Here is an 11,968-nt window from a genome sequence, read left to right as displayed (position 1 = left end):
AGAAAATTGCCATTTAAGACATGCTGACTGGCACATTCAGAGACGGCGCCGCGCGAAGCGGAGGGAGACGTTTTTGGCTCCCGACCGAGCAAGGGGACTGCGCAGCAGCGCGGCTCGTGCCACACTCGGGGTTACTGAAACATAGCCGGTAATAGGCAGCAGACAAATCAACAACACCAAAAGGCCCAGGATTGTTAAGGAGCGGGCCAGCGCTCCTTAACTCGGTTCGGCACAGTCGGTTAAGCTGCCACTGCTATTATAAAACCGAAACAACTCCTCATAGCACATTGACTTTAAGCCACAAATTGCCATTTAAGCCCAACCCGAAACAGCCCCTCATAGCCAATTGACGTTAAAACCAAAAATTGCCATTTAAGCCAAACCGGCACGGTGTGTATAGTTTGCTGGCACAGTCAGAGACGGCGCCGCGCGAAGCGGAGGGAGACGCTTTTGGCTCCCGACCGAGCAAGGGGACTGCGCAGCAGCGCGGCTCGTGCCACACACGGAGTCACTGAAACATAGCCGGTAATAGGCAGCAGACGCATCAACAACACCAAAAGGCCCAGGATTGTTAAGGAGCGGGCCAGCGCTCCTTAACTCGGTTCGGCACAGCGGGTTAAGCGGCCACCGCAATTATAAAACCGAAACAGCTCCTCATAGCCAATTGATTTTAAAACTATAAATTGACACTTAAGCCCAAAATTTAAGCAACCATCCCTATAGCCTTCTCCAACCGCGCCATCCCCTCCGCAATATCAGCAAAATCAATCACCAGTGACGGGGCAAAACGCATAACGTTAGGGCCGGCGACCAGCATCATCAAACCGCATTCTGCCGCCGCAGTATGGAATTCCCCGGCGCGGTTTTTGTACTTTTCTGACAGTTCGGCACCAATTAACAATCCCTGACCACGGAACTCACTGAAAACATGATACTTGGCGTTAATCGCTTCCAGCGCCTGAATAAATTGTTGACGACGCTCCTCAATACCCGCCAGCACCTCTGGCGTATTAATGACTTCCAGCGCCGCTTCCGCAACCGCGCAGGCCAGCGGATTACCCCCGTAAGTGGTGCCATGTTTGCCAGGTGACATCACCGAAGCGATCTCCTCCGTAGTAAGCATCGCACTGACCGGGAAGCCGCCGCCCAGCGCCTTGGCGGTGGTCAGAATATCCGGCGTCACGCCGTAATGCATATAGCTGAACAGCTTGCCACTGCGCCCCATACCACTTTGCACTTCATCAAAGACCAACAGCGCCTGATGTTGGTCGCAAAGATCGCGCAGACCCTGCAAAAAGGCAGGATCGGCGGGGACTACGCCGCCTTCACCCTGGATCGGCTCAACCACAATCGCACAGGTGTGATCATCAATAACCGCTTTAACCGCTGCCAGATCGTTAAAAGGTACATGGACAATATCTGCCGGTTTAGGACCAAAACCGTCAGAGTATTTCGGCTGCCCACCGACAGATACCGTAAACAAGGTACGGCCGTGGAAAGCATTATGAAAGGCAATGATCTTGCTTTTGTACGGGCTATGTTTGGACGACGCGTAATAACGCGCCAGTTTAAACGCCGCTTCGTTGGCTTCCGCGCCGGAGTTGGCAAAAAACACGCGATCGGCAAAGGTGGCATCAATCAGCTTTTGTGCCAGACGCAGCGCAGGTTCATTGGTAAACACGTTACTTACATGCCACAGAGTCTCACCCTGCTTATGCAACGCTGCCACCAGCGCCGGATGGCAATGCCCCAGAGCCGTGACCGCAATGCCGCCAGCGAAATCAATATACTCGGTGCCCTGCTGATCCCACACGCGACTGCCTTTACCTCTGACCGGAATAAACTTGGCTGGTGAATAAACCGGCAAAATTACCCGATCAAATGCATCACGACTTACCGCTGTTTTTTCTGTCATTGCCCATCTCTCCTTTGCGCGACCGCGACTACCAGGAATTCACACTCGCCATGAATGTGAAAATATAATCACAAAATATGCATAAAAAATCACTCGCAGGCAAATGGAAATCGCCCTTTTGATGTAAGTAATTTTTAATGCGTTAAATTTTAAGGAAATTGTCGAGCAGCTGATGCCCTTGTTCACTGAGAATACTTTCCGGGTGAAACTGCACGCCATGCAGCGGCAACTGTCGATGAGCTATGCCCATGATTTCGTCAGGTCGGTCGGCGTCGCCGGTCCAGGCAGTGATGGCAAAACAGGAGGGTAACGAGTCGGGTTTGACCACCAGCGAATGATAGCGAGTGACCGTCAGCGGATGATGTAAACCGGCAAACAGCCCACTGCCATCGTGCTCAATAGCCGAGGTTTTGCCATGCATTACCTGGCGCGCGCGCACTACTTCACCACCAAAGCTCTGAGCCAGCGCCTGATGTCCCAGGCAGACCCCCAAAATAGGCAGGCTATCGGCAAAATGGGCAATGGCAGCAAGGGAGATCCCCGCCTCATTGGGCGTGCAGGGTCCGGGCGAGATAACCAGCTGCCGCGGGGCCAGCCTGGCGATGTCGCTCAGTTGCAGCTCATCGTTACGTTTTACCAATACGTCGGCACCTAACTCGCAAAAATATTGGTAAAGGTTGTAGGTGAAGGAGTCATAGTTATCGATCAACAGCAGCATGGTTTTCCGGGTCAACAAAGTTTGCATTGTGCCGGATCATGCTACCGACTTTCAGCGGCGACAAGCAGAGTTTTGCTGTCAACCCGGCTGCCCGCAAAATAACGCGAGCAGCCTTGTGGCGTCAACCTGGAGGATCGTTATGGCAGAACCTTGGCAGAGAGCAGCACAATCGGCGTTGAAGGAACGTTTTGATAAGGCCCGACGTTATCGGTTTTAACCGAAGAGATCTTATCTACCACATCCATGCCTTTGACGATTTTACCAAATACAGCATAACCAAAGTCGCGCTGACCGTGGTCAAGGAAGGCATTATCAGCCACGTTCAAAAAGAACTGGCTGGTGGCGCTGTCTTTATCTGCCGTGCGCGCCATCGAAATGGTGCCACGCAGGTTGCGCAAGCCATTATCCGCCTCATTTTTGATCGGCGCATTGGTGCTTTTTTGCTGCATATTGCCGGTAAATCCACCGCCCTGCACCATAAAACCCGGGATCACGCGATGAAAAATGGTGTTGTTATAAAAACCACTTTGCACATAATCCACAAAATTCTTAACAGAAACCGGTGCCTTCGCATTGTCGAGCTCTAACTCGATATTGCCCGCTGATGTGGTCAACAGCACATGGGTCTCTGCCTTGGCCTTGGCGGCAATAGCCGCAGGTGCCATAGCGGTGAGGGACAGTAAAGCTGTGAAGGTCACTAAAGTACGTTTAAACATGACGGTTCCTTTCTCCAATAGGCAAGCCACAAAACGCATTGATTCTAAAGACCCTCACCCCATCGCGCCACACCTTTACTGTTATTTACGTAAAATCCTCGAAACCAGTAAAATTAACGCTTAAAATCAATAATCTCCGACTTATCCATATGAATAATGGTTTGCGCCGGTTGTGTTTGGGCAATCAATCTTCCCTGACGTACAGAATATCTCAACGGCGTCTGTCGACGCAGCGCATCAAACCCGTTTTCTGCGGGCAGGATAATCAGGCTGGCGGCATAACCCGGCTTGATGCCGTATTCCGCTAAATTCAGGGTTCGCGCGCTGTGGGTGGTGATCAGATTCAGCCCTTCGTTGATCTGCTCATAGCCCATCAACTGACAAATATGCAGACCCATATGCAATACCTGCAACATATTGGCGGTGCCGAGGGGATACCAGGGATCAAAGACATCATCGTGGCCAAAGCAGACGTTAATCCCGGCCTCCAGCATCTCCTTCACCCGCGTGATACCGCGACGTTTCGGGTAGCTGTCAAATCGCCCCTGCAAATGAATATTGACCAGCGGATTAGCGACAAAATTAATGCCGGAAAGCTTCAGCAGCCGAAATAGCCTCGAGGTATAAGCACCATTGTAAGAGTGCATCGCCGTAGTATGGCTGGCCGTGACGCGGGCGCCCATACCCTCGCGATGTGCCAGTGCGGCGACGGTCTCGACAAAACGCGACTGTTCATCATCAATTTCATCGCAGTGCACATCCACCAGGCGCTGATACTTTTGCGCCAGAGCAAAGGCTTTATGCAATGACTCGACGCCATATTCGCGGGTAAATTCAAAATGCGGAATGGCTCCCACCACATCGGCCCCCAGCTGCAATGCCTGCTCCAGCAATGCTTCACCATTGGGGTAAGAGATAATCCCTTCCTGTGGAAAGGCGACAATTTGCAGATCGACCCAGGGAGCGACCTCCTGTTTGACCTCCAGCATGGCTTTTAGCGCGGTCAAGGTCGGGTCGGAGACATCAACGTGGGTCCTGACATGCTGAATGCCGTTGGCAATCTGCCACTTCAGGGTGAGCCAGGCGCGCGCCTTGACATCTTCATGGGTCAGCAGCGCCTTACGCTCGGCCCAGCGCTCTATCCCCTCAAACAGGGTGCCGGAAAGGTTCCAGGCGGGCTCCCCCGCCGTTTGCGTGGTATCCAGATGGATATGCGGCTCAACAAAGGGAGGTAACGCCAGACCGCCCTGAGCATCGAGGATCCCCTCGCCCTGCAACTCATCGCCAGGCTGACTGATAATCTGCAGGATCTTGCCCTGCTCGATATCGATCTGCCAAAGCCCCTCGCGACAAGGCAGACGTACATTTTTGATCGCCCGCAGGCTGGTTTGTGTCACTTTTACCTCTCTCGCCCTGGTGGGTATTTTCTCTCTTGGTTCAACAATAGCCGATACCGCTGCCCGACGGCCAGCACCCGCCATTGATTGTCGGTTATTTCAATGCTTACCATTAAGTGGTTAAAAAGCAGGGATAAAACCATAAAAGTAAAAAAATACAGTCAAATCAGGAAAATACCACCTAGTGGGTAGATAAATAAGAGCCTTGATTTGCATCAACACCCCATCATTGCAAGGAGATATGTTGAGCGCATAAACATCAATTTTGAGGCAAAAATGCGCAAACTCAAACTCGCGATTATTGGCAACGGTATGGTTGGCCATCGCTTTATTGAAGCAATCCTGGATAAAGCCGCCCCCGGCCAGTTCGATATTACTGTTTTTTGCGAAGAACCGCGCGTCGCCTACGACCGCGTCCATCTTTCATCCTACTTTCTGCACCATACCCCGGAAGAGCTGTCACTGGTCAGTCAAGATTTCTACGCCAAAAATCAGGTTGAAGTGCTGATTGGCGAACGTGCCATTACGCTTAATCGCCAAGAAAAAGTGATCCACTCCAGCAATGGCCGCGAGTTGCATTATGACAAACTGATTATTGCCACCGGATCCTACCCCTGGGTGCCCCCCATCAAGGGAGCCGACGGCGAAGACTGCTTTGTGTACCGGACGATTGAAGATCTCAATGCTATCCAGGCCTGTGCCCGCCGCAGCAAGCGCGGGGCGGTGGTAGGCGGCGGATTGCTGGGACTCGAGGCAGCAGGTGCCTTAAAGAACCTCGGCATGGAAACCCACGTGGTAGAGTTTGCCCCCGGTTTAATGAGTGAACAGCTCGATGAGATGGGCGCCAACCAGCTGCGTGAGAAAATCGAAGCGATGGGTGTTAAAGTCCATACCGCAAAAAATACCCGGGAAATTATCAAAGGCGGCGAATCGGCACGCAAGACTATGCAGTTTGCCGACGGCAGCGCGCTGGAAGTTGATTTTGTGGTCTTCTCTACCGGTATTCGCCCGCAGGACAAACTGGCACGGCAGTGCGGCCTTGCGCTGGCGCCACGCGGCGGCATCGCCATTAATGACCAATGCCAGACCAGTGATGCCGATATTTACGCCATTGGTGAATGCGCCGCCTGGAACGAGCGCGCCTATGGGCTGGTGGCCCCCGGCTACAAAATGGCCCAGGTGGCCGCCGATCATCTGCTCGGCAAGGAGAATGCCTTTACCGGTGCCGATATGAGCGCCAAACTCAAGCTGATGGGCGTTGACGTTGCCGGTATTGGCGATGCCCATGGCCGAACGCCGGGCGCGCGCAGCTATGTCTATCTCGACGAAAACAAGTCACTGTATAAACGTCTGATTGTCAGTGAAGATAACCAGACTCTGCTCGGTGCCGTATTGGTTGGCGATACCCGCGATTATGGCAATCTGCTGCAAATAGTGCTCAACCGTCTGCCGCTACCGGAAAACCCGGATACACTGATACTGCCAGCCCATGCCGGTAACGCCGGTGCCGCCCTCGGTACCGATGCGCTGCCCGATAGCGCGCAAATCTGCTCCTGCTTTGACGTCAGCAAGGGCGATATCATCGCCGCCGTGCAGGCCGGTTGCCATACGGTTGCCGCTATCAAATCCCATACCAAAGCGGGAACCGGCTGTGGTGGCTGTATTCCATTAGTCACCCAGGTGCTGAACGCCCAGTTGGCGCAGCAGGGCATTGAGGTGAATCATCACCTGTGCGAGCACTTTGCCTATCCGCGACAGGAGCTGTATCACCTGATCCGCGTCGAAAAGATCCACAGCTTTGAGCAACTACTGCAAAAATATGGCCAGGGCTACGGCTGTGAAGTCTGCAAACCCACCGTCGGCTCGCTGCTGGCATCCTGCTGGAATGACTATGTGCTTAGTCCGCAACATACCCAGCTCCAGGACACCAACGATATCTTTTTGGCCAATATGCAAAAAGATGGCAGTTACTCGGTGATCCCACGCTCCCCCGGCGGGGAAATTACCCCTCAGGGGTTGCAGGCGATTGGCGAGATTGCTGCCGAGTATAATCTCTACACTAAAATTACCGGTTCACAGAGAATTGGCATGTTTGGCGTGCAGAAAGACGATCTTCCGGCTATTTGGGCAAAATTAATCGCCGCCGGTTTTGAAACCGGACAGGCCTATGCCAAAGCCCTGCGTATGGCAAAAACCTGCGTCGGCAGCACCTGGTGCCGTTTTGGCGTCGGTGACAGCCTGGGCTTTGGTATTGAACTGGAAAACCGCTACAAAGGCATCCGCACGCCACACAAGATGAAATTTGGTGTCTCCGGCTGTACTCGCGAATGCGCCGAGGCACAGGGCAAAGACGTGGGCATTATCGCCACCGAAAACGGCTGGAATCTGTATGTCTGTGGCAACGGCGGCATGAAACCGCGCCATGGCGATCTGCTGGCTGCCGATCTCGATAACCAGACGCTGTTGCGCTATCTGGACCGATTTATGATGTTCTATATTCGCACCGCCGATAAATTGCAGCGCACCTCCGTCTGGCTCGAAAGCCTGGAAGGCGGTATCGATTATCTACGCAGCGTGATCGTCGATGACAAACTAAAGCTCAACGCGCAGCTTGAAGCAGAGATCCTGCGCCTGCGTGAACTCAGTGGCTGTGAATGGCAGCAGACGCTGGACAATCCCCAGGCGCAGCGCCGCTTCAGCCACTTTATCAACAGCAGCCAACGCGACCCTCTGCTGCAGTTTGTCGACGAACGTGACCAGCATCGCCCGGCCCGGCCGCAAGAACGCATCGCCGTAAAGCTTATTGACACGCCAATCTCAAGCGGAGAAAAGACTGTATGAACTCGTGGCTGACACTTTGTTCCATCGAAGATATTTTACCCGGCAGCGGCCTGTGTGCGCTGGTTGACGACCGGCAGATCGCGCTGTTTCGTCCCCACGATCAGCAGCAGGTTTTTGCCCTCAGCAATATCGACCCCTTTGCGCAGGCCAGCGTGCTGTCGCGCGGGATTATCGGCGAGCATCAGGGCGAGCTGTGGGTGGCCAGTCCGCTAAAAAAACAGCATTTCCGTCTGCAGGATGGCCTGTGTATGGAAGATGAGAGCCGAAGTATCGCCAGCTATCAGGTCAGGGTTGACCAGGGAAAAGTGCAAATTAATACTGCGCAGTTAGCAGCGCAATAATCCCGGCAACCTGCGGGGTATTACTGATAAAATCGGCACTGCCCGGCGGCGCCGATTATCGCCCCCCTTTTGAAAGTGAGTAGATCATGGATTACTTCCCGTTATTTTGTCAGCTCAAAGGCCGTGCCTGCCTGTTGGTGGGTGCCGGTGAGGTCGCCGAGCGTAAAGCGCGACTGCTGCTTGATGCTGGCGCGGCGCTGACCGTTGTCGCCCTGGAGTTTACCCCCCAGTTTCAACAGTGGGCAGCAGAGGGTCAGCTTCAGCAGGTAGCCGGGGAATTTAGCGCAGATTTACTCGATGACAAATGGCTGGTGATAGCCGCCACCGACAATGAAAGCTTAAACCAACAGGTGAGCCAGGCCGCCGAACAGCGGCGCATTTTTTGCAATCTGGTGGACGCTCCGCAAAACGCCAGCTTTATTATGCCCTCGATTATTGATCGCTCGCCGCTGATGATCGCCGTCTCCTCCGGTGGTAACGCACCGGTATTGGCCCGCCTGATGCGTGAACGCCTCGAAGCCATGCTACCACTGCATCTCGGCAAACTGGCGGAATTGGCCGGTAGCCTGCGTCAACGGGTCAAGCAGCACTACAGCAATGCCTCGACCCGCCGTCGCTGGTGGGAAAAACTGTTTAATCATCAACGGCTGGCGCAGTCGCTGGCCAATAATGACGCGCAGCAAAGCACCGATTTTATTGAACAACTGTTTGCCCAGCCGATTGAAGATCAAGGCGAAGTGGTGCTGGTGGGTGCCGGGCCGGGAGATGCCAGCCTGTTGACGCTTAAGGCGTTGCAGCAAATCCAGTTGGCGGATGTGGTGGTTTACGACCGTCTGGTGTCTGACGAGGTGTTAAATATGGTGCGCCGCGATGCCGAGCGTATCTTTGTTGGCAAACGCGCAGGCGATCACTGTGTTCCCCAGTCACAGATTAACCAGATCTTGCTGGAACAGGCGCAGCGCGGAAAACGCGTGGTACGTCTGAAAGGCGGCGATCCCTTTATCTTTGGCCGTGGCGGCGAGGAGTTGGAAGTGCTGGCGGCAGCGGGTATTGGTTTTTCGGTGGTACCGGGGATCACCGCCGCCTCTGGCTGTGCGGCCTACAGCGGTATCCCGCTGACCCATCGCGACTACGCGCAAAGCGTGCGCTTTGTCACCGGGCACGCCAAACAGGATGGAGAGCTGGACTGGAGCTGCCTGGCACAGGATAAACAAACGCTGGTGTTTTATATGGGGCTATCGCAGGCGGCAGAAATACAGCGTCAGCTTAGCGATCATGGATTAGCGCTGACTACCCCGGTGGCGCTGGTTGAAAACGGCACCAGCGTACGGCAGCGGGTAGTCACCGGGGAGCTAGCACAGCTTGGCCAACTGGCAACGCAGGTGAAAAGCCCGAGTCTGATTATTATTGGCGGTGTCGTCGGCTTACGAAAAAAACTTAACTGGTTTGCCAGTTATCCGCAAGCAGACTAATGCCAGGGCCAATAATGGCTAAATTTCAGGGAAATATCATAAAAGCGGTGGGGAAATCAGGTTAGCTTGCGAATAGCGGGTTTGAACGCTGCTGGTATTTTTATCACCTGTTTCGCTGACGTTAAGCAAAAAACCACGCCATCAAGACGTGGTTTGAGTGCAAGGCCATGGTCGTTTAAGGCAGAGACACAAAGCCAATGGCTTCGTAGACTTTCTTCAACGTCACCTGCGCGCGGCTACGGGCTTTTTCGGCACCTTCACGCATCACTTGCTGCAAGAAAGCTTCGTCAGCGCGGTAAGTATGGTAACGCGCTTGCAGCGCGGTCAGCATTTCAGAGACAGCTTCCGCCACTGCCCCCTTCAAATGACCATACATCTGGCCGCTAAACTCGGCTTCCAGTTCGGCAATGCTTTTGCCATTGATCCCGGACAGAATATCCAGCAGGTTGGAAACCCCCGGTTTGTTTGCCTGGTCGTAGCGGATCACCGGTGGCTCTTCCGAGTCAGTCAGGGCGCGTTTGATTTTTTTGGTTACCGACTTAGGATCTTCCAGCAGACCAATCACATTGTTGCGATTATCATCTGACTTGGACATCTTCTTGGTCGGATCCTGCAAAGACATAACGCGTGCGCCCGCTTTGGGAATAAAAGGTTCAGGCACGGCAAAGATATCGCCATACAGCGCGTTGAAACGACCGGCGATATCGCGGCTCAGTTCCAGATGCTGTTTCTGATCTTCACCCACCGGCACCTGGTTGGTTTGATACAGCAGAATATCTGCCGCCATCAGCACCGGGTAATCAAACAGGCCAGCGTTGATATTGTCGGCGTAACGCGCAGATTTATCTTTAAACTGCGTCATACGGCTTAGCTCACCAAAATAGGTGTAGCAGTTAAGCGCCCAACCCAGCTGAGAATGTTCAGGTACGTGAGACTGAACAAAGATGGTGCTTTTTTGCGGGTCGATGCCACAGGCAAGATACAGTGCCAGCGTATCCAGCGTCGCTTTGCGCAATTGAGCAGGATCCTGACGTGCAGTGATGGCATGCAGGTCAACGATGCAATAGATGCAGTCATAATCATCCTGCATCTTAACCCATTGACGCAGAGCACCCATGTAGTTACCAATGCTCAATTCACCAGAGGGTTGTGCGCCACTAAAGACGATGGGTTTACTCATTTTTTATGCTTCCTGATCCTTTAAAGGGGGTAGCCCGAAGGTGGGCAAAAGGTCGGCAAAGCGCTCCAGCACCCGATCGGGTTTGCTAAGCGCAATGGTTTCGCCGTAATTATAGCCATAGGTCATACCTACACAGCGACAACCCGCCGCCTGCGCAGCCTGAATATCATTACGAGAATCACCAACAAACACCAATTCACTGGCTCGCAGACCCATTCTGGCCAGCATCAGATACATTGGCGCCGGATGCGGTTTTTTCTGCACCACATCGTCACCGCCCAATATCTGAGAAAACAGACCGTCAAGGCCCAGAGACTGGAGCAAAGGGACAATAAAAGGCGTCGGCTTATTGGTGATCAACCCTAACGGCAGGCCCGAGGCGGCCAGGACGGTCAGGGTTTCTTTAACTTGCGGATAGAGCCTGCTGCCGCTGGCGGCAGTTTGTGCGTAGTAGTGATCGAATTTTTCACGGACTTGCAAAAGGAACGCCGCGCTGAGATCGCCCTCGGCCCAGCGCACGGCGCGTTCGACCATAATATCGGCACCGTTGCCAATCCAGGTGCTAAGACGTTCTACACCGGCTGCCGGCAAACCAAAATCTGCCAGCGCGTGATCGACAGCCTCAGACAAACCTGGCGCACTATCCACCAACGTGCCATCGAGATCAAATGCCGCGCCGCGCAATGCCAAAACCTCAAGCATGGGTCGCCTTAGCCAGCTCACTGCGCATTTTATCAATCACTGCCCGGTAATCAGGCTGGCCGAAAATAGCCGAACCGGCAACAAACATATCGGCTCCGGCGGCGGCAATCTCGCCGATATTATCGACTTTCACGCCACCGTCGATTTCCAGGCGAATAGCGTAACCGCTGGCATCGATACGTTGACGCACCTGACGCAGTTTATCGAGGGTGGACGGAATAAAGGACTGACCGCCAAACCCCGGGTTCACCGACATCAATAGAATAACGTCGAGTTTATCCATCACATAATCGAGGTAGCTAAGCGGCGTGGCGGGGGTAAACACCAACCCGGCTTTGCAGCCGTGTTCTTTAATCAGTTGCAGCGAACGATCAACATGCAGAGAAGCTTCGGGATGGAAAGTGATATAGGTGGCACCGGCCTGAGCAAACTGCGGGATCAGACTATCAACCGGCATCGCCATCAGATGCACGTCGATCGGTTTATCGATCCCGGCATCGCGCAGGTATTTATGCAACGACTGGCAGATATTGGGTCCCATGGTCAGATTGGGCACATAGTGGTTATCCATGACATCGAAATGCACCACGTCACCACCGGCCTGCAGTGCCTTCACGGTATCTTCGCCAAGGCGGGCAAAGTCAGCCGACAGAATAGACGGCGCAATCAAAAAATCTTTCATCCCC

10 protein-coding genes are annotated in these 11,968 nt (G+C 53.7%); 3 read left to right on the top strand and 7 right to left on the bottom strand.

Annotation, left to right across the window (positions count from 1 at the left end; all coding sequences use genetic code 11):
- Nucleotides 1-703: 703 nt before the first annotated feature.
- The 4 genes from argD to GW590_RS16595 form a co-directional block, all read right to left on the bottom strand.
- A complete protein-coding gene (gene argD, locus GW590_RS16610) occupies nucleotides 704-1,915 on the bottom strand; it encodes a bifunctional acetylornithine/succinyldiaminopimelate transaminase (protein WP_169404181.1) in 1,212 nt (403 codons plus the stop codon).
- 142 nt (nucleotides 1,916-2,057) lie between these two features.
- Nucleotides 2,058-2,633: an aminodeoxychorismate synthase component II gene (locus GW590_RS16605; protein ID WP_169404201.1), complete on the bottom strand. Its 576-nt coding sequence runs from the start codon at nucleotides 2,631-2,633 to the stop codon at nucleotides 2,058-2,060.
- Between the two features lie 137 nt (nucleotides 2,634-2,770).
- A complete protein-coding gene (gene ppiA, locus GW590_RS16600) occupies nucleotides 2,771-3,349 on the bottom strand; it encodes a peptidylprolyl isomerase A (RefSeq protein WP_169404180.1) in 579 nt (192 codons plus the stop codon).
- Nucleotides 3,350-3,462: 113 nt separating this feature from the next.
- Nucleotides 3,463-4,746, bottom strand: coding sequence for a cytosine deaminase (locus GW590_RS16595; protein WP_169404178.1), 1,284 nt, complete (start codon nucleotides 4,744-4,746; stop codon nucleotides 3,463-3,465).
- A gap of 276 nt (nucleotides 4,747-5,022) precedes the next feature.
- Here GW590_RS16595 and nirB point away from each other — a divergent pair, with 276 nt between their 5' ends.
- The 3 genes from nirB (at nucleotide 5,023) to cysG (ending at nucleotide 9,400) form a co-directional block, all read left to right on the top strand.
- Nucleotides 5,023-7,587, top strand: coding sequence for a nitrite reductase large subunit NirB (gene nirB, locus GW590_RS16590; protein ID WP_169404177.1), 2,565 nt, complete (start codon nucleotides 5,023-5,025; stop codon nucleotides 7,585-7,587).
- Complete coding sequence (gene nirD / locus GW590_RS16585) at nucleotides 7,584-7,928, top strand: nitrite reductase small subunit NirD (protein ID WP_169404175.1); 345 nt, start codon at nucleotides 7,584-7,586, stop codon at nucleotides 7,926-7,928. The genes nirB and nirD overlap by 4 nt, the downstream gene beginning before the upstream one ends.
- A gap of 86 nt (nucleotides 7,929-8,014) precedes the next feature.
- Nucleotides 8,015-9,400 (top strand): siroheme synthase CysG, encoded by a 1,386-nt coding sequence (gene cysG, locus GW590_RS16580; RefSeq protein WP_169404174.1) that lies wholly within the window; start codon nucleotides 8,015-8,017, stop codon nucleotides 9,398-9,400.
- Nucleotides 9,401-9,575: 175 nt separating this feature from the next.
- Here cysG and trpS read toward each other — a convergent pair whose 3' ends face one another.
- The 3 genes from trpS to rpe are packed head-to-tail and all read right to left on the bottom strand — an operon-like array spanning nucleotide 9,576 to nucleotide 11,964.
- Nucleotides 9,576-10,580, bottom strand: a complete 1,005-nt coding sequence (gene trpS / locus GW590_RS16575) for a tryptophan--tRNA ligase (protein WP_169404172.1) — start codon at nucleotides 10,578-10,580, stop codon at nucleotides 9,576-9,578.
- 3 nt (nucleotides 10,581-10,583) lie between these two features.
- Entirely contained in the window at nucleotides 10,584-11,282 is a 699-nt protein-coding gene (locus tag GW590_RS16570; RefSeq protein WP_169404171.1) for a phosphoglycolate phosphatase, read from the bottom strand.
- A complete protein-coding gene (gene rpe, locus GW590_RS16565) occupies nucleotides 11,275-11,964 on the bottom strand; it encodes a ribulose-phosphate 3-epimerase (protein ID WP_169404170.1) in 690 nt (229 codons plus the stop codon). Before rpe ends, GW590_RS16570 begins: the two co-directional genes overlap by 8 nt.
- Nucleotides 11,965-11,968 lie beyond the last annotated feature (4 nt).

It is taken from the genome of Rouxiella aceris, assembly GCF_012933545.1.
Lineage (GTDB): Bacteria > Pseudomonadota > Gammaproteobacteria > Enterobacterales > Enterobacteriaceae > Rouxiella > Rouxiella aceris.
Note: the sequence above shows the minus strand (reverse complement) of the source record. Positions and strands in the feature narration are given on the sequence as shown.